This is a genomic window from Micromonospora sp. NBC_01405 (assembly GCF_045040155.1).
Classification (GTDB): domain Bacteria; phylum Actinomycetota; class Actinomycetes; order Mycobacteriales; family Micromonosporaceae; genus Micromonospora.
In genome coordinates this window covers 587,506-608,039 of sequence record NZ_CP109532.1, presented here as the reverse complement: position 1 = coordinate 608,039, position 20,534 = coordinate 587,506, and the positions used below count along the sequence as shown (strand labels likewise).

The window sequence follows — 20,534 nt, the reverse complement described above, 5'->3', positions numbered from 1 at the left end:
TCTACCGATGGCGAACGAAGCCAAGCTCCGCGAGTACCTCAAGCGCGTCACCGCTGACCTGCACGAGACCAGCGAGCGCCTGAGGGCCGCCGACGAGCAGAACCACGAGCCCATCGCGATCGTGGGAATGGCCTGTCGCTACCCGGGCGGGGTGCACAGCCCCGAGGCGCTGTGGCGGCTGGTCGAGGCCGGCGGGGACGCGGTGACGCCGTTCCCCGCCGACCGGGGCTGGGACGTGGAGAACCTCTACGACCCCGACCCGGAGGCGCACGGCAAGTCGTACACCCGCGAGGGCGGTTTCCTGCTGGACGCGGGCGAGTTCGACGCCGGCTTCTTCGGCATCTCGCCCCGCGAGGCCCTGGCGATGGACCCGCAGCAGCGGCTGCTGCTGGAGGTCGCCTGGGAGGCCGTCGAGCGGGCCGGCATCGCCGCCGAGTCCCTGAAGGGCAGCCGGACCGGCGTCTTCACCGGCGTCATGTACCACGACTACGTCTCCCGCCTCAACGGCGTGCCCGACGAGGTCGAGGCGTTCGTCGGCACCGGCAACCACGGCAGCGTCGTGTCCGGCCGGATCGCCTACACCTTCGGCTTCGAGGGCCCGGCCGTCACCGTCGACACCGCCTGCTCGTCCTCACTGGTCGCACTGCACCTCGCCGCGCAGGCGCTGCGTTCCGGCGAGTGCACCCTCGCCCTGGCCGGCGGCGTCACCGTGATGTCCAGCCCGGACACGTTCGTCGGCTTCAGCCGGCAGCGGGGCCTGTCCCCGGACGGCCGGTGCAAGTCCTTCGCCGCCACCGCCGACGGCACCGGCTGGAGCGAGGGCGCCGGCCTGCTCCTGCTCGAACGGCTCTCCGAGGCCCGGCGCAACGGCCACCCCGTGCTCGCCGTGGTCCGCGGCACCGCCGTCAACCAGGACGGGGCCAGCAACGGACTCACCGCCCCGCACGGCCCCTCCCAGCAGCGGGTGATCCGCCAGGCCCTCGCGAACGCCCGGCTCACCCCCGCCGACGTGGACGCCGTCGAGGCGCACGGCACCGGCACCCGGCTCGGCGACCCGATCGAGGCGCAGGCGGTCATCGCCACGTACGGCCGCGAGCGGCCCGCCGACCGGCCCCTGTGGCTCGGCTCGATCAAGTCCAACCTCGGGCACACCCAGGCCGCCGCCGGGGTCGCCGGCGTGATCAAGATGGTCATGGCGATGCGGCAGGGCGTCCTGCCCCGCAGCCTGCACCTCGACGAGCCGTCCCCGCACGTCGACTGGACGGCCGGCGCGGTCAGCCTGCTCCGCGAGGCCCAACCCTGGCCGACCGCCGCCCGCCCGGCGCGGGCCGGCGTCTCCTCCTTCGGGGTGAGCGGCACCAACGCCCACGTCATCGTCGAGGCCGCCCCCCTGGCGGAGCCACCGACCGACCCCGTGGCGGAGCCGCCGGCCGGCGACGTCACCGGCCCCGACCCGCTGCCCTGGGTCCTGTCGGCCCGCAGCGCCGCCGCGCTGACCGCCCAGGCGCGGCGGCTGCGGTCCTGGCTCGCCGAGCACCCCGACGTCCCGCCGGCCACGCTGGGCCGGGCCCTCGCCACCGGCCGGTCCGCCCTCGAACACCGGGCCGTGCTGCTCGGCGCCGACGCAGGCGACCTCCTCGCCGGGCTGTCCGCGCTGGCCGACACCGTCCCCGCCGCCACCGTGCGGCGCGGCGTCGCCAGCCCCACCCGCCTCGCCGTGCTCTGCACCGGCCAGGGCGCCCAGCGCGTCGGCATGGGCCGCCGGCTGTACGCCGCGTTCCCCGCCTTCGCCGCCGCCTTCGACGCCGCCCACACCGAACTGGACCGGCACCTTGACCGGCCCCTCGACGCCGTCCTCGACGGCCCCGCCGAGCTGCTCGACCGCACCGGGTACGCGCAGGCGGCCCTCTTCGCCGTCGAGGTGGCCGCCTACCGGCTCGTTGAGTCCTGGGGCGTCGTCCCGGACTTCCTCACCGGCCACTCCGTCGGCGAGGTCACCGCCGCGCACCTGGCCGGCGTGCTGTCCCTGCCCGACGCCGCCCGGCTGGTCGCCGCCCGGGGCGCCCTCATGCAGGCGCTGCCCTCCGGCGGCGCCATGGTGTCCGTCCGGGCCGGCGAGGCGGAGCTGCGCGCCCACCTGGCCGCCGCGCCCGACGCGGCCGGGGCGGAGCTGGCCGCCGTGAACGGCCCCGACTCCGTCGTCGTCTCCGGCGCCGAGGACGCGGTGCTCGCCGTCGCCGAACACTTCGCCGCCCTGGGCCGGTCCACCCGTCGGCTGCGGGTCAGCCACGCGTTCCACTCCGCCCGGATGGACCCGATGCGCGACGCGTTCGCGGCCGTGCTCGGGCAGCTCACCTTCGCCGCGCCCCGGATCCCGGTGGTCTCCACCGTCACCGGCGCGGTGCTCACCCCGGAGGAGATCTGCTCCCCGGCGTACTGGCTGCGCAACGTCCGCGACACCGTCCGGTTCGACGCCGCCGTGGCCACCCTGCGCGAGCACGGCGTCGGCGCGTTCGTGGAGGTCGGCCCCGGCGGCGTGCTGTCCGCGCTGGCCCAGGAGATCACCGGCGACGACCAGGCCGCGTACGCGCCGGTGCTGCGCGCCGACCAGGACGAGGCCGCCACCGCCCTCGCCGCCGCCGCGACCCTGTGGACCCGTGGCGTGCCGGTGCGGTGGACCGCCCTGTTCGCCGGCCCGGCCGCGCCGGTGGACCTGCCCACGTACGCGTTCCAGCGCGACCGCTACTGGCTGCTGCCGCTGCCGCAACCCGCCGACGTGACCGCCGCCGGGCTGACCCCCACCGGCCACCCGCTGCTCGGCGCGGTGTTCCGTTCGGCCGACGGCGACGAGGTCACCCTCACCGGCCGGCTGTCCGTCGAGACGAACCCCTGGCTGGCCGAGCACGCGGTGCGCGGCACCGTGCTGTTCCCCGGCACCGGCCTCGTCGAGCTGGCGCTGCGGGCCGGCGCTGAGGTCGGCGCCGACGTGCTCACCGAGCTGACCCTCCAGGCCCCGCTCACGCTGCCCGACACCGGCGGCGTCGACGTGCAGGTCGCCGTCGAGCGCGCCGGCGACTCCGGCGACGCGTGGCAGGTCACCGTGCACGGCCGCCGGTCCGGCACCGACGACCTGTGGGTCCGGCACGCCACGGGCCTGCTCGCCCCGGCCGACGGCGCGGGGGCCGCCGACGGACTGCCCGCCCCGGCCGACGGCGCGCGTGCCGGCCAGGGCCTGGCCGACTGGCCGCCGGCCGGCGCGACACCCCTGGACGTGGCCGAGCCGGCCGCGCGGGCCGCCGAGGCCGGCTTCACCTACGGCCCGGCGTTCCAGGGGCTGCGCGCCGCCTGGCGTGCCGGCGTCGACGTGTACGCCGAGGTGGCGCTCCCCGAGCCGGCCGCCGGCGAGGCCGACGCGTACGGCCTGCACCCCGCCCTGCTCGACGCCGCCGTGCAGGCCGTCGGGCTGGGAATCGTCGAGGCCGGCGAGGCCCGACTGCCGTTCGCCTGGTCCGACGTCACGGTGTACGCCCACGGCGCGGACACCCTGCGGGTCCGGCTCACCCCGACCGCCCCGGACACCGTCACCTTGCTGGTCGCGGACGCCGCCGGCGCACCCGTCGCGCGGGTCGGCTCGCTGGCCCTGCGGCCCCTGCCGGCCGGCGACCTGACCCCCGCCGGGTCGCCGTGGCGCAACTCCCTGTTCCGCCTCGACTGGCCCCGGCACCCGCAGACCGGCGGTACCGCCGACGGCCTCGCCTGGGCGGTGCTCGGCGACCGCCCCGCGCCGCTGCCGGCCGGCACCGCCGCCACCCGCCACCCCGACCTGGGCGCGCTCCTCGACGCCGGGGTGCCGGACGTCGTCCTGCTCCCGGTGACCGGCCCCGCCGACGCCGACGCGGCCGGGACGCACGAGCTGCTCGCCGACACCCTCGACGTCCTGCAGGGCTGGCTGGCCGGGGACCGGCACACCGACGGCTCCCGGCTGGTGGTCCTGACCAGCGGGGCCGTCGCCGTGGACCACGACGGGGACATCGCCGACCCGGCCGCCGCCGCCGTGTGGGGCCTGGTGCGCTCCGCGCAGGCCGAACACCCCGGCCGGTTCCAGCTCGTCGACGTCGACGACGACGAACGGTCCGCGTCCGCCCTCGCCGGCCTGCTCGGCGGCGACGAGCCGCAGGCAGCGGTGCGTGCCGGGGAGGTCCGGGTGCCCCGCCTCGTGGCCGCCGACCCGGAACCGGCGGTACCCGCGCCGGCATTCGACCCGGCCGGCACCGTCCTCGTCACCGGTGGCACCGGCGCGCTGGGCGCGCTGCTCGCCCGCCACCTGGTCACCCGGTACGGCGCCCGGCACCTGCTGCTCACCGGCCGGCGCGGCGCCGACGCCACCGGCGTCGCGGACCTGCTCGCCGACCTGGCCGACCTGGGCGCGACGGCCCGGGTCGAGGCGTGCGACGCGGCCGACCGCCCCGCCCTCGCCGCGCTCCTGGACGGGATCGACCCCGCCCACCCGCTGACCGGGGTCGTGCACACCGCCGGGGTGCTGGCCGACCGCACCCTCACCTCGCTCACCCCCGAGACCCTGGCGCAGGTGCTGCGGCCGAAGGTGGACGCCGTCCGGCACCTGCACGAGCTGACCGCCGGCCGCGACCTCGCCCTGTTCGTCACGTACTCCTCGGCCGCCGGGGTGACCGGCAGCCCGGGGCAGGCCAACTACGCCGCCGCCAACGCCTTCCTCGACGCCCTCGCCCACCGCCGGCGGGCCGCCGGCCTGCCCGCGCTCTCCCTGGCCTGGGGGCCGTGGGCCGAGTCGGGTGGCGGCATGACCGCCGCCCTCGGCCGCGTCGAGACCGACCGGCTGGCCCGCTCCGGCGCCCGCCCCATCGCCCCGGCCGACGGCCTCGCCCTCTTCGACGCCGCCCTGCGCACCGGCCTGCCGGTCGCGGTCCCGGTGGCGTTGAACGGCCCGGCGCTGCGCTCCCAGGCCGAGGCCGGCACCCTGCCCGTGGTGTTCCGCGGCCTGGTCCGCCCGCCCCGGCGGCGGGCCGCCCGGTCCGGCTCCGCCGAGCCCGTCACCCTGGCCGGGCGGCTGGCCGGGCTGGACCGCGCCGAGCGCGCCGCCGCCCTGCTGCGGCTCGTCCTGGACCAGGTCGCGGCGGTCCTCGGGTACGCCGACGCCGCCGCCGTCGAGGCCGGCCGCCCGTTCACCGAGCTGGGGTTCGACTCGCTGACCGCCGTCGAGCTGCGCAACCGGCTCGGCGCGGAGACCGGGCTGCGGCTCCCCGCGACCCTCGTGTTCGACCACCCCACCCCGCTCCGGCTGGCCGACCACCTGGACGCCGAGACCGGGGGCGGCGCCGACCCGCTGCCGGCGCTGCGCGCCGTCGCCGCGCCCGACGACCCGATCGCCATCATCGGCCTGAGCTGCCGGTTCCCCGGCGGCGTGCGCTCGCCGGAACAGCTGTGGGACCTCCTCACCGCCGGCGGGGACGGCATCACCGACTTCCCGACCGACCGTGGCTGGGACCTCGGCGACCTCTACGACCCGTCCGGCGCCCGCAGGGGCAGCAGCTACGCCCGGGAGGGCGGCTTCCTGGTCGACGCCGGTGACTTCGACGCCGGCCTGTTCAAGATCTCCCCGCACGAGGCCCTCGCCATGGACCCGCAGCAGCGGCTGCTGCTGGAGACGTCCTGGGAGGCGATCGAGGACGCCAGGATCGACCCGCTCGCCCTGCGCGGTCGCCCGGTCGGGGTGTTCGCCGGCATGATGTACCACCACCACGCGTCCAGCCTGGTCGACGTACCCGAGGCCCTCGACGGCCACCTCGGCGTCGGTACGGCCAGCAGCGTGCTGTCGGGTCGGGTGGCGTACTCGTTCGGGTTCGAGGGCCCGGCGGTGACGGTCGACACCGCGTGCTCGTCGTCGCTGGTCGCGCTGCACCTGGCGGTGCAGGCGCTGCGCTCCGGCGAGTGCGACCTGGCCCTGGCCGGCGGCGTGACCGTGATGGCCACCCCCGACACCTTCATTGACTTCTCCCGCCAGCGCGGCATGGCACCCGACGGGCGGTGCAAGTCCTTCGCCGAGGCGGCCGACGGGACGGGCTGGTCCGAGGGTGTCGGCGTGCTGCTCGTGCAGCGGTTGTCGGATGCGCGGCGGGATGGTCGGCGGGTTCTGGCGGTGGTGCGGGGTTCGGCGGTGAATCAGGACGGCGCGTCGAACGGTCTCACCGCGCCGAATGGTCCGTCGCAGCAGCGGGTGATCCGGCAGGCCCTTGCCAGCGCGGGGTTGTCCCCGGCTGATGTGGATGTGGTGGAGGCGCACGGCACGGGTACGACGTTGGGTGATCCGATCGAGGCGCAGGCGCTGCTGGCCACGTACGGGCAGGGTCGGGTTGTGCCGTTGTTGTTGGGGTCGGTGAAGTCGAACATCGGTCACACCCAGGCGGCGGCCGGCGTCGCGGGGATCATCAAGATGGTCCTGGCCATGCGGCACGGGGTGGTGCCGTCGACCCTGCATGTCGACGAGCCGTCGTCGCACGTGGACTGGGAGTCGGGCGCGGTCACCCTGGTGACGGAACCGCGCGGGTGGCCGGGCGCGGACCGGCCGCGCCGGGCGGCTGTGTCGTCGTTCGGCATCTCCGGCACGAACGCGCACGTCGTCCTGGAGCAGGGCGACGACGAGCCGGTCCCCGCGACCGCCGGGGACGCGACCGTCGGTGCGCCCGTGCCATGGGTGGTGTCGGGGCGCTCCGAGCGGGCCCTGCTGGGGCAGGCGGCGCGGTTGGCGTCGTTCGTGCGGGGCCGCTCTGATCTGGCGGCGGTGGATGTGGCGTGGTCGTTGGTGTCGTCGCGGGCGGCGTTGGAGCACCGTGCGGTGGTGTGGGGTTCGGGTGTGGGTGAGCTGGCGGCGGGCCTGGACGCGGTAACGGCCGGTGGATCGGCGGCGGGTGTGGTGTCGTCGGGTCGTCGGGCGGTGTTGTTCACGGGTCAGGGTTCGCAGCGGGTGGGGATGGGTCGGGAGTTGCACGACCGGTTCCCGGTGTTCGCGGAGTCCTTCGACCGGGTGTGTGCGCTGATCGACGCCGAGTTCGCAGGTGGCTTCCCGCCGTTGCGGGAGGTGGTGTTGGCACCCTCCGCCGAGGCGGGTCTGTTGGATCGGACGGTGTTCGCGCAGGCGGGGTTGTTCGCCGTGGAGGTGGCGTTGTGGGACCTGCTGCGGTCCTGGGGGGTGCGGGCTGATTTCTTCGCTGGTCATTCGGTCGGTGAGGTGACGGCGGCGTACGCGGCGGGGATGTTGTCGTTGGAGGACGCGTGTGTTCTCGTGGCGGCGCGGGGTCGGTTGATGCAGGCGTTGCCGGCGGGCGGGGGGATGTTGGCGGTGGCCGCGTCCGAGGCCGAGGTGCTGGCCGCCCTGGAGGGGCTGGCCGCCCTGGAGGGGCTGGCCGCCCTGGAGGGGCTGGCCGACCGGGTGGGGCTGGCCGACCGGGTGGGGCTGGCTGACCGGGTGGGGATCGCCGCCGTCAACGGGCCCAGGGCCGTCGTCGTTTCGGGCGCGGTTGAGGCGTTGGACGAGGTGGAGCGAACCTGGCGCGACCGGGGCGTGCGCACTCGTCGGTTGGCGGTGAGCCACGCGTTCCACAGTCCGTTGATGGAGCCGATGCTCGACGAGTTCGCCGCCGTGGTGGCGGGGCTGTCGTGGCGGGCCCCGACCGTGCCGGTGGTGTCGAACGTGACCGGTGCGGTGGCGGACCCCCTGGAGCTGGTCGACCCGGAGTACTGGGTGCGGCATGTGCGGCAGCCGGTGCGGTTCGCCGACGGGGTCACCGCCCTTCGGGCGGCCGGGGTGGACGTGTTCCTGGAGGTGGGGCCGGACGCGGTCCTCACCGCGATGGTGGCCGATGTCGCCGCCGGTGACGGGGTGCGTCGGGTGGCGGCGTTGCGTCGGGATCGTCCGGAGGTGGAGTCGCTGTTGGCGGCGGTGGGTCAGTTGCACGCGGCCGGGGTGTCGGTGGACTGGGCCGCGTACCTCGCGCAGGCGGGTGCCCGGCCGAAGGCCATCGACCTGCCCACCTACGCCTTCGATCACCAGCGCTACTGGCTCAACGCGGCCACCCGGTCCCACCGCCCCGCCGGCACCCGGCGTTCCGCCGAGGACGACGCCTTCTGGCGCGCCATCGACGCGGAGGACGTGGCAGCCCTCGCCGAGAGCCTGGCCGTCGGCGCGGACACCCCGCTCGCAAAGGTGCTCCCGGCGCTGTCCACCTGGCGGCGGCGCCGGGAGACCGAGGCGACCCTCGACTCCTGGCGGTACCGGGTGGCCTGGCAGCCGGTCGTGGACGACCCCACCCGGCCCGAGGCCACGGACTTCCTGCTGGTCGTACCCGCCGATGCCGACCCGTCCGTGGGCGACTGGGTGGCCGCGCTCGACCCCGCCCGGACCCGCACCGTCCAGGTCGAGGCCGGCTGCGACCGCAAGCGCCTCGCCCGGGACCTGACCGACGCACTGCCGGACCGGGACCGCGCCGGCACCGCCGTCCTGTCCCTCCTCGCGCTCGACGACCGGCCGTACGGGGAGACCGGGACTGTGCCCGCCGGCCTCGCCGGCACGGTCGTGCTCGCGCAGGCCCTCGGCGACGCCGGGCTGGCCGCCCGGCTCTGGATCGCCACCCGGGGCGCGGTCTCCGTCGGCTCCCGCGACCGGCACGTCGACCCCGCCCAGGCGATGACGTGGGGCTTCGGCGGCGTGCTGCGCGCCGAGCACCCGCACCGCTGGGGCGGACTGGTGGACCTGCCCGAACGCCCCGACCGGGGTGCCGTCCGGACCCTCCGTACGCTGCTCGCCGGCCCCGGCGCGGAGGATCAGGTCGCCCTGCGCCCCGGCGGCTGCCACGCCCGCCGGCTCGTCCGGGCCACCTACGGCGACGGCGGCCCCCGCGACCCGTGGACGCCGCGCGGCACCGTCCTGATCACCGGCGGCACCGGTGCCCTCGGCGGACACGTCGCCCGCGCCCTGGCCGCCGCCGGGGCCGAACACCTCCTGCTCGTCAGCCGCCGGGGCCCGCAGGCGTCGGGCGTCGGGACGCTCGTCGACGAGCTGACCGCGCTCGGCAGCCGGGTCACCGTGGCGGCCTGCGACGTGGCCGACCGCGCCGCCCTCGCCGACCTGCTGCGGTCGGTCCCCGACGACCTTCCCCTGACCGCCGTCGTGCACACCGCCGCCGCGCTCGACGACAACGTGATCGACGCGGTGACCGTCGACCAGATGGCCGCCGCGCTCCGGGCCAAGGTGACCGCCGCCACCAACCTCGACGAGCTGACCCGCGGCACGGACCTGTCGGCCTTCGTGCTCTTCTCCTCCCTCGCCGGCATCATGGGCGGGGCCGGCCAGGCCACCTACGCGCCGGGCAACGCCTTCCTCGACGCGCTGGCCCAGCGGCGCCGCGCCGAGGGACTCCCCGCGACCTCGCTCGCCTGGGGCCTCTGGGCCGACGGCGGGGTGAGCGCCGGCGAGTTCGAGCAGCGCCTGGCCCGGGACGGGTTCGGGGCCATGGCACCCCGGACCGCCGTCGAGGCCCTTCCCACGGCGCTCGGGCGCGACGAGACGTACCTCGTGGTGGCCGACATCGACTGGGCCCGGGTGGCCGCCGCCGGCACCCGCCCCGACCCGCTCACCCGGGACCTGGTGGCCGAGGCCGCGCCGGCCGCGCTCGCCGCCGCCGGCCCGGCACCCACGTCCGCGCTGCTCGCCCGGCTCGCGGCGATGTCCGGCGCGGAGCAGGCGCACGCGCTGCGTGACCTGGTACGCGGCGAGGTCGCCGCCGTGCTCGGCCACGACTCCGCGGACCGGGTGGCGCCCGACCGGGCGTTCCAGGACCTCGGCTTCACCTCCCTGGCAGCCGTGGAACTGCGCAACCGGCTGGACGCGGCCACCGGCCTCACGTTGTCCAGCACCCTGGCGTTCGACTACCCGAACCCGACCGCCCTCGCCGGTCACATCCACGCCGAACTGCTCGGCGGACGGGCCCTGCCCGTGGCGGCCGTGGTCGGCGGCCCGGTCGTCGCCGACGACCCGATCGTCATCGTCGGCATGGGCTGTCGCTTCCCGGCTGGCGCCGGATCCCCGGCCGAGCTGTGGGACCTGCTGGCCGGCGGTGTCGACGCGATGTCGGAGTTCCCGACCAACCGGCACTGGGACCTGGCGTCCCTGCGTGACTCCGCCGAGTCGTCGTACGTCAGCCGGGGGGCGTTCCTGCACGAGGCGGGCGCGTTCGACGCGGAGTTCTTCGGCATCTCGCCGCGCGAGGCCCTCGCCATGGACCCGCAGCAGCGGCTGCTGCTGGAGACGTCGTGGGAGGCGTTCGAGGACGCCCGGATCGACCCGCTGGCCCTGCGCGGGGCCCGGGTCGGGGTGTTCGCCGGCACCAACGGCCAGGACTACGGGACCGTGGTGCGCCAGGCCGGTGAGGCGCTGACCGGGTACGGGGCCACGGGCGCCTCCGCCAGCGTTCTGTCGGGTCGGGTGTCGTACTCGTTCGGGTTCGAGGGGCCGGCGGTGACGGTGGACACGGCGTGTTCGTCGTCGCTGGTCGCGTTGCACCTGGCGGCCCAGGCGCTGCGGTCCGGCGAGTGCGACCTGGCCCTGGCCGGCGGCGTCACCGTCATGGCCACCCCGGGCGCGTTCATCGAGTTCTCCCGGCAGGGCGGGCTGTCGGCCGACGGGCGGTGCAAGGCGTTCGCCGAGTCTGCCGACGGCACCGCGTGGGGCGAGGGCGTCGGCGTCCTCGTCGTGCAGCGGTTGTCGGATGCGCGGCGGGAGGGCCGTCGGGTTCTGGCGGTGGTGCGGGGCACGGCGGTGAACCAGGACGGTGCGTCGAACGGGTTGACGGCGCCGAATGGTCCGTCGCAGCAGCGGGTGATCCGGCAGGCCCTTGCCAGCGCGGGGTTGTCCCCGGGGGACGTGGATGTGGTGGAGGCGCACGGCACGGGTACGACGCTGGGTGATCCGATCGAGGCGCAGGCGCTGCTGGCCACGTACGGGCAGGGTCGGGTTGTGCCGTTGTTGTTGGGGTCGGTGAAGTCGAACATCGGTCACACCCAGGCGGCGGCTGGGGTTGCGGGCATCATCAAGATGGTCCTCGCCATGCGGGCGGGGGTCGTTCCGGCGACCCTGCACGTCGACGAGCCGTCGTCGCACATCGACTGGTCGGCGGGGACCGTCGAGCTGGCGACGGAGTCGCGGGGGTGGCCCGAGGTGGGCCGGCCGCGTCGGGCGGGAGTGTCGTCGTTCGGCATCTCGGGGACGAACGCGCACGTGATCCTGGAACAGCCGGAATCGGAGCCGGAGCCACGGCCGCAGTCCGGGGTGGAGCCTGTCCCGGTGCCGTGGGTGGTGTCGGGTCGTTCGGAGCGGGCGTTGGTGGGTCAGGCGGCGCGGTTGGCGTCGTTCGTGCGGGGCCGCGCTGATCTGGCGGCGGTGGATGTGGCGTGGTCGTCGGTGTCGTCGCGGGCGGCGTTGGAGCACCGTGCGGTGGTGTGGGGTTCGGGTGTGGACGACCTGGTGGCGGGCCTGGACGCGGTGGCGGCCGGCGGTTCGGCGGCGGGTGTGGTGTCAACGGGTGTGGTGTCGTCGGGTCGTCGGGCGGTGTTGTTCACGGGTCAGGGTTCGCAGCGGGTGGGGATGGGTCGGGAGTTGCACGACCGGTTCCCGGTGTTCGCGGAGTCCTTCGATCGGGTGTGTGCGCTGATCGACGCCGAGTTCGCAGGTGGCTTCCCGCCGTTGCGGGAGGTGGTGTTGGCACCCTCCGCCGAGGCGGGTCTGTTGGATCGGACGGTGTTCGCGCAGGCGGGGTTGTTCGCCGTGGAGGTGGCGTTGTGGGACCTGCTGCGGTCCTGGGGGGTGCGGGTCGATTTCTTCGCCGGTCATTCGGTCGGTGAGGTGACGGCGGCGTACGCGGCGGGGATGTTGTCGTTGGAGGACGCGTGTGTTCTCGTGGCGGCGCGGGGTCGGTTGATGCAGGCGTTGCCGGCGGGCGGGGGGATGTTGGCGGTGGCCGCGTCCGAGGCTGAGGTGTTGGCCGTCCTGGAGGGGCTGGCCGATCGGGTGGGGATCGCCGCCGTCAACGGGCCCAGGGCCGTCGTCGTCTCGGGAGCGGTCGAGGCGTTGGACGAGGTGGAGCGAACCTGGCGCGACCGGGGCGTGCGCACTCGTCGGTTGGCGGTGAGCCACGCGTTCCACAGTCCGTTGATGGAGCCGATGCTCGACGAGTTCGCCGCCGTGGTGGCGGGGCTGTCGTGGCGGGCCCCGACCGTGCCGGTGGTGTCGAACGTGACCGGTGCGGTGGCGGACCCCCTGGAGCTGGTCGACCCGGAGTACTGGGTGCGGCATGTGCGGCAGCCGGTGCGGTTCGCCGACGGGGTCACCGCCCTTCGGGCGGCCGGGGTGGACGTGTTCCTGGAGGTGGGGCCGGACGCGGTCCTCACCGCGATGGTGGCCGATGTCGCCGCCGGTGACGGGGTGCGTCGGGTGGCGGCGTTGCGTCGGGATCGTCCGGAGGTGGAGTCGCTGTTGGCGGCGGTGGGTCAGTTGCACACGGCCGGAGTCCCGGTGGACTGGGCCGCGTACCTCGCGCAGGCGGGGGCGCGGCCGAAGGCGGTGGACCTGCCCACCTACGCCTTCGACCGCGCCTGGTACTGGGCCGAGCCGTCGGCGTCGACCGACCTCGCCACCCGCGACGACGCTCTCGACGGGCGGTTCTGGGCGGCGGTGGAATCGGGCGACCCGGCTCTGCTCGGCGACGAGCTGGGCGCGGGCGCGGACGAGCCGTTCGGCGCGGTGCTGCCGAAGCTCGCCCGGTGGCGTCGGGACGCCCAGCGCCGGTCGACGGTCGACTCGTGGCGGTACCACGTCGTGTGGCGGTCGCACGCGGTCGACGGCCGTACCACCCTGACGGGCACGTGGCTGGTGCCGATGCTGCCCGGCCAGGAGGACCACCCGGCCGTCGCCGCGCTGGCGGCCCGGGGCGCCCGGGTCGTACCCGTGGTGATCGACGATGTGGACCGGGACCGGATCGCGCGGCAGCTCGCCGGCGCGGTGCGGACCGGCGAATCCGTCGCCGGTCTGCTCTGCGTCATGTCCCTCGCCGGTGCCGGGGTGGCCGAGGCGCTGACCGTGGCCCAGGCGCTGACCGATGCCGGCGTCGACGGTCGCCTGTGGTGGCTGACCAGCGGTGCGGTCTCGGTGGACGGCTCCGACGCCACGGCCCTCGACGCCACGGCCGGTGCCATCTGGGGGCTGGGCCGGGTGGTGGCGCTGGAGGAGCCGGGCCGTTGGGGTGGCCTGGTGGATGTGCCGGGTGTGGCGGACGGGCGGGTGTGGGACCGGTTGTGTGGGGTGTTGGCGGGTGGTGGTGAGGACCAGGTGGCGGTGCGGCCGTCGGGTGTGTTCGTGCGGCGGCTGGTGCGCGCCGGTGCCGGTGCCGGTGCCGGGGTGCGGTTGTCGGGAACAGTCCTGGTGACGGGCGGCACCGGTGCGCTGGGGCTGCGGGTGGCGCGGTGGGCGGTCGGCGCCGGCGCCGGGCATGTGGTGCTGGTGTCTCGGCGGGGCGGCGGTGCGCCGGGGATCGCGGGTGCGGTGGAGGAGCTGCGAGGGCTGGGCGCGCGGGTGTCGGTGGTGGGGTGTGACGTGGCCGACCGCGAGGCGGTGGCCGGGTTGCTGGCGGGCCTGGCGGAGGGTGGTGACCCGGTACGGGCGGTGGTGCACGCGGCGGGAATGGCGCAGATGACCCCGTTGGGCGAGGTCGGTGCGGAGGAGCTGGGCGAGGTGCTGCGGGCGAAGGTGGACGGTGCGGTGGTGCTGGACGAGTTGCTGTCCGGCGCGGAGTTGGACGCGTTCGTGGTCTTCTCGTCGATCGCGGGGGTGTGGGGTTCGGCGGGTCAGGTGGCGTACGCCGCGGGGAACGCGTTTGTGGACGGCGTGGTGGCGTCTCGGCGGGCGCGAGGGCTGGTGGGTACGTCGGTGGCGTGGGGTCCGTGGGGCGAGGCCGGCATGGCGGTGGGCGAGGCTGGGGAGCAGCTGAGCCGGCGCGGCCTGGTGGCGATGGCGCCGGAGCTGGCGGTGGTGGGGTTGGAGCGGGCGTTGGCGGTGGGTGACGTGTCGGTGGTCGTGGCGGATGTGCGGTGGGACAGGTTCGCGTCGTCGTTCACCGCGCTGCGGCCGAGCCCGCTGCTCGCCGAGATCCCCGAGGCCCAGGCGGCGCTCGCGGCGGCCACCCCGACCGTTGCCGGCCCCACCGACCAGGCGTCCGCGCTGCGCGAGCGGCTCGTGGCCCTGCCGGCCACCGACGCCGAGGCCTTCCTGCTCGATCTCGTACGCTCCCAGGTCGCCTCGGTGCTCGGTCACGCCGGTGTGGAGTCCGTCCCGGCGGACCGGGCGTTCCAGCGCCTCGGGTTCGACTCGCTCACCGCGGTCGAGCTGCGCAACCGGCTGATCGGCGAGACCGGCCTGGCGCTGCCCAGCACCCTCGTCTTCGACCACCCGACACCGGCGGCCCTGGTCGCACTCCTCCGCGACACCCTGATCGGGGCGTCGGCCGACTCGCCGGCCGCAATCCGCCCCGCCGCGCTGGACGACGACCCCATCGTCATCGTCGGCATGGGTTGCCGCCTTCCCGGTGGCGTCGGCACGCCCGACGAGCTGTGGCAACTGCTCGCCGACGGCCGCGACGGCATCTCCGAGTTCCCGCTCGACCGGGGCTGGGACAACGTCCTGGGCAGCGGCATGTCCGACACGTCGTTCGCCCGCAGGGGTGGCTTCGTCTACGACGCGGGCGAGTTCGACGCCGAGTTCTTCGGCATCTCGCCGCGTGAGGCCCTCGCCATGGACCCGCAGCAGCGGCTGCTGCTGGAGACGTCCTGGGAGGCGATCGAGTCGGCGGGCATCGACCCGACCAGCCTCAAGGGCGGCGCCGTCGGCGTCTTCGCCGGAGCCAGCTTCCAGGGGTACGCGAGCGGCTCCGTCGGCCGCGCCCAGGAGGTCGGCGGTCACCTGCTCACCGGCAACGCGACCAGCGTGCTGTCGGGTCGGGTGTCGTACTCGTTCGGTTTCGAGGGGCCGGCGGTGACGGTGGACACGGCGTGTTCGTCGTCGCTGGTCGCGTTGCACCTCGCGGCCCAGGCGCTGCGCTCCGGCGAGTGCGACCTCGCGCTCGCCGGCGGCGTCTGCGTGATGGCCTCCCCGGCCACCTTCGCCGAGTTCTCGATCCAGGGCGGCCTCTCGGCCGACGGGCGGTGCAGGTCCTTCGCCGAGGCGGCCGACGGGACGGGCTGGTCCGAGGGCGTCGGCGTCATCCTCGTGCAGCGGTTGTCGGACGCGCGGCGGGAGGGCCGTCGGGTTCTTGCGGTGGTGCGGGGTTCGGCGGTGAATCAGGACGGCGCGTCGAACGGTCTCACCGCGCCGAATGGTCCGTCGCAGCAGCGGGTGATCCGGCAGGCGCTTGCCAGCGCGGGGTTGTCCCCGGCTGATGTGGATGTGGTGGAGGCGCACGGCACGGGTACGACGTTGGGTGATCCGATCGAGGCGCAGGCGTTGCTGGCGACGTACGGGCAGGGTCGGGATGTTCCGTTGTTGTTGGGTTCGGTGAAGTCGAACATCGGTCACACGCAGGCGGCGGCCGGTGTCGCGGGGATCATCAAGATGATCATGGCGATGCGGCACGGCGTGGTGCCGGCGTCGTTGCATGTCGACGAGCCGTCGTCGCACGTGGACTGGTCGTCGGGCGCGGTGACCCTGGTGACGGAGTCGCGGGGGTGGCCGGGGGTGGGCCGGCCGCGTCGGGCGGGGGTGTCGTCGTTCGGCATCTCGGGGACGAACGCGCACGTCATCCTGGAGCAGCCGGAGCCGGAGCCGGAGCCGGAGCCGGAGTCGGGGGTGGGGCCTGTTCCGGGGTTGCCGGTGCCGTGGGTGGTGTCGGGTCGTTCGGAGCGGGCGTTGGTGGGTCAGGCGGCGCGGTTGGCGTCGCTCGCGCGGAACCGCTCCGACCTGGCGGCGGTGGGCGTGGCGTGGTCGTTGGTGTCGTCGCGGGCGGCGTTGGAGCACCGTGCGGTGGTGTGGGGCTCGGGTGTGGACGAGCTGGCGGCGGGCCTGGACGCGGTGGCGGCCGGTGGATCGGCGTCGGGTGTGGTGTCGTCGGGTCGCCGGGCGGTGTTGTTCACCGGTCAGGGCTCGCAGCGGGTGGGAATGGGTCGGGAGCTGTACGACCGGTTCCCGGTGTTCGCGGCGGCGCTGGACGAGGTGTGCGGGCACCTGGACGGGTTGTTGCCGCAGCCCCTGATGTCGGTGGTGTTCGCCGAGCCGGGGTCCGCCGAGGCGGGTCTGTTGGATCGGACGGTGTTCGCGCAGGCGGGGTTGTTCGCGGTGGAGGTGGCGTTGTGGGAGTTGTTGCGGTCGTGGGGGGTGCGGGCTGACTTCTTCGGGGGTCACTCGTTGGGTGAGGTGACGGCGGCGTACGGGGCGGGGGTGTTGTCGCTGGAGGACGCGTGTGTGCTGGTGGCGGCGCGGGGTCGGCTGATGCAGGCCCTGCCGGCCGGCGGGGTGATGGCGGCGGTGGGCGCGTCCGAGGCCGACGTGCGTCTGATCATCGAGGTGACCGGCGCGGCCGTGGACATCGCGGCGGTGAACGGCCCGGCGGCGGTGGTGCTCTCCGGTGCGGCCGACGACGTCGAACTCGTGGCGGAGACCTGCCGGGCCCGGGGCTGGCGGACCAAGCCCCTCACCGTGTCGCACGCGTTCCACTCCCGGTTGATGGAGCCGATGCTGGACGGGTTCCGTTCGGTGGTCGCCGGGTTGAACTGGCGGGTGCCGTCAGTGGCGGTGGTGTCGAACGTGTCGGGTGCGGTGGCGGATCCGTTGGAGGTGGCGGATCCGGAGTACTGGGTGCGCCATGTGCGGCGACCGGTGCGGTTCGCCGACGGGGTGACGGCGCTGCGGGCGGCCGGGGTGGACACGTTCCTGGAGGTGGGCCCGGACGCGGTGCTGACGGCGATGGTGGCCGAGGTCGCCGATGGTGAGGTGTGTCGGGTGGCGACGTTGCGGCGGGATCGCCCGGAGGTGGAGTGTCTGCTGGCGGCGGTGGGTCAGCTGCACGTGGCCGGGGTGTCGGTGGACTGGTCGGCCTACCTGGCGCAGGCGGGCGTCCGGCCGCGAGCGGTGGACCTGCCCACCTACGCCTTCGACCGTCGGCGCTACTGGCTGGAGGACCCGGCGCCGGCACCCGCGTCCGCCACCGCGAGCGGGCCGGCGGACGAGCAGTTCTGGGCGGCGGTCGAGTCCGGTGACCTCGGCGTGCTGGGCGAGGAACTGGCGGCCGGCGTGGACGGGTCCTCGGCGGCGCTGCTGCCGAAGCTCGCCCGGTGGCGTCGGGACGCGCAGCGGCGGTCGACGGTCGACTCGTGGCGCTACCGCGTCGAGTGGCGCACGGCTGCCGTGCCGGCCACCGGCACGCTCACCGGAACCTGGCTGGTGCTGACCGCGCCGGGGCAGGAGGACCACCCGGCCCTCGCCGCCCTGGCGGCCCGGGGGGCCCGGGTCGCCCCCGTCCTGGTCGAGGGCACCGACCGGGACGCGGTGGCGGGTCGGCTGAGCGATGCGGCCGGGCCCGACGGCCGGGTCGCCGGCGTGCTGTCCCTGCTGTCGCTGGCAGCCCCGGCCGAGCCGGATGATCTTCCGGCCGTCGCCGCCCTGTCGACGGCGCTGACGGCGGTCCAGGCGCTGACCGACTCCGGGATCGAGGGTCGGCTGTGGTGGCTGACCAGTGGCGCGGTGTCGGTGGGCGGGTCGGACGTGCTCGACGACGTCGAGGGCGCGGCGCTGTGGGGTCTTGGCCGGGCCGCGGGGCTGGAGCTGCCGGGGTCGTGGGGCGGCCTGGTGGATGTGCCGGGTGCGGCGGACGGACGGGTGTGGGATCGGCTGTCCGGGGTCCTGGCGAGCGGCGTGGAGGACCAGGTGGCGGTGCGGTCGTCGGGGGTGTTCGGCCGGCGGTTGGTACGGGCGGCCGTGGGTTCGGCTCCGAGCGGCAGCGTGCGGTTGTCGGGGACGGTGCTGGTGACCGGCGGCACGGGCGCGTTGGGTCTGCGGGTGGCGCAGTGGGCGGTGGGTGTGGGGGCGGAGCACGTGGTGTTGCTGTCGCGCAGCGGCGAGGGCGGGCTGGGTTCGGCGGGCGCGGGCGTGGTCGCGGGGTTGCGGGGGTCGGGCGCGCGGGTGTCGGTGATGCCCTGCGACGTGGCCGACCGGGCGGCGGTGGCCGGGTTGCTGGCGGGTCTGACGGAGTGTGGCGATCGGGTGCGGGCGGTGGTGCACGCGGCGGGGGTGGCGCAGATGGCGCCGTTGGGCGAGGTGGGGTTGGCGGACCTGGGCGAGGTGCTGCGGGCGAAGGTCGGCGGTGCGGTGGTGCTGGACGAGTTGCTGTCCGGCGCGGAGCTGGACGCGTTCGTGGTCTTCTCGTCGATCGCGGGGGTGTGGGGTTCGGCGGGTCAGGTGGGGTACGCGGCGGGGAACGCGTTCGTGGAGGGGCTGATGGAGTCCCGGCGGGCGCGGGGGCTGGTGGGCACGTCGGTGGCGTGGGGTCCATGGGGCGAGGCGGGAATGGCGGTGGGCGCGGTCGGGGACGAGCTGTCCCGGCGCGGCCTGGTGGCGATGGCGCCGGAGCTGGCGGTGGTGGGGTTGGAACAGGCGTTGGAGGTGGGTGACGTGTCGGTGGTCGTGGCGGATGTGCGGTGGGACAGGTTCGCGTCGTCGTTCACCGCGCTGCGGCCGAGCCCGCTGCTCGCCGAGATCCCCGAGGCGCAGCCCGCCCCGCAGGAGACGCCGTCCGCCGACGCCGACGGCGCCCCCTCGGCCCTGCGGGGGCGGCTGGCCGCCGCCTCGGCGTCCGAGCGCGACCGCATCCTGCTCGACCTGGTACGCGGCACCGCCGCGACGGTGCTCGGGCACGCCACGCCCGCCGCGATCAGGCCGGCTCGCGGCTTCCTCGAGCTGGGCTTCGACTCCCTCACCGCGGTCGAGCTGCGTAACCGGCTGACCGCCGAGACCGGCCTCGGCCTGCCCGCGACCCTGATCTTCGACCACCCCACCCCCGGCGCCCTCGCCGAGCACCTGCGTGCCGGGCTGGCGCCGGAGCAGCCGGCGCTGCCGATCGCCGCCGAGGTCGAACGACTCGACCAGCTCCTCGGCGAGGCGCCGGCCGAGCAGGTCGACGAGGCGGTCATCGGCCGCCTGGAGAGCATGCTGGCCAGGTGGCGGGCCCGCCGGCCCGCCTCCGCCGCCGTCCCCGCACCGGCGGCGGAGACCGCGGAGCAACTCGACACGGCCAGCCGGGAGGAGCTGTTCGACATCATCCAGCGGGAGTTCGGCAAGTCCTGAGAGCAGGGCCACGGACCAGAACCGCCCCGGGACGGCGGTGCGGGCGGACCGGCACGCCAGGCCGGCCCGGCGGCGCCCCGTGTCAGCCCTAGGGGTCCGACCTGCCGTCTAGGGGTGTGCCTGGCCGGGTCGGGCTTCGTAGGGTCGGAGCCCGTCAGGCCGTCTCGTCCTGCCTTGCCGGCGGCCGATCGGCACGAGTGGTGGGTGCGCGCGGTACCCGGGATGGACGGAGGTCCGGGTGGCCGGATCGGGCCTGCCTCAGTTGCTCGCCATCAGTGACCTGCACGTGGTCTACAAGGAGAACCGGGCCGTCGTCGAGGGGCTGCGGCCGGAGACCGACGACGACTGGCTGATCGTCGCCGGTGACGTCGGCGAGTTCGTCAGCGACATCGAGTGGGCGCTGGCCCTGCTCAGCCGCCGCTTCACCAAGGTGATCTGGGCACCGGGCAACCACGAGCTGTGGACGCCCCGCGACGACCCGAACCAGCTCCGGGGCGAGGCCCGCTACCGGCACCTGGTGGAGCTGTGCCGGGGCCTCGGCGTCGTCACCCCGGAGGATCCCTACCCGATCTGGGACCCGCAGGGCGATCCGGTGCTCGTCGCCCCGCTCTTCCTGCTGTACGACTACACCTTCCGGCCGCCCGGGACGTACACCAAGGAGCAGGCCCTCGAACGGGCCCACGAGGTCGGCGTGGTCTGCACCGACGAGATCCTGCTGCACCCCGACCCGTACCCGACGCGCGACGCGTGGTGCCGGGCCCGGCTGACCCACACCGAGCGGCGGCTCACCGAGGAGCGGAACGGGCTGCCCACCATTCTGGTCAACCACTTTCCCCTCGTCCGGGAACCCACCCGGATTCTGCGGTATCCGGAGTTCGCGCAATGGTGCGGCACCGAGGCCACGGCCGACTGGCACGTGCGCTTCGACGCCCGCGTGGCGGTGTACGGACACCTGCACATCCCGCGGACCACCTGGTACGACGGGGTCCGCTTCGAGGAGGTCTCGGTCGGCTATCCACGGGAGTGGCGGCGTCGCGCCACGCCGCCCGGACGGCTCCGCCAGATTCTGCCGCAGACCGTCCAACACCGCGTCTGACCGGCCCCGTTCGTATCGATCGTCGCG

2 protein-coding genes are annotated in these 20,534 nt (G+C 75.3%); both read left to right on the top strand.

The window, feature by feature from the left end; translation table 11 throughout:
* Positions 1-7: 7 nt before the first annotated feature.
* Positions 8-19,411, top strand: a complete 19,404-nt coding sequence (locus OG559_RS02045) for a type I polyketide synthase (RefSeq protein ID WP_405111678.1) — start codon at positions 8-10, stop codon at positions 19,409-19,411.
* 238 nt (positions 19,412-19,649) lie between these two features.
* The gene (locus OG559_RS02040; RefSeq protein ID WP_405111675.1) at positions 19,650-20,507 is read left to right on the top strand and encodes a metallophosphoesterase family protein; all 858 of its coding nucleotides are present in this window, start codon (positions 19,650-19,652) and stop codon (positions 20,505-20,507) included.
* The last annotated feature ends 27 nt before the right edge of the window (positions 20,508-20,534 follow it).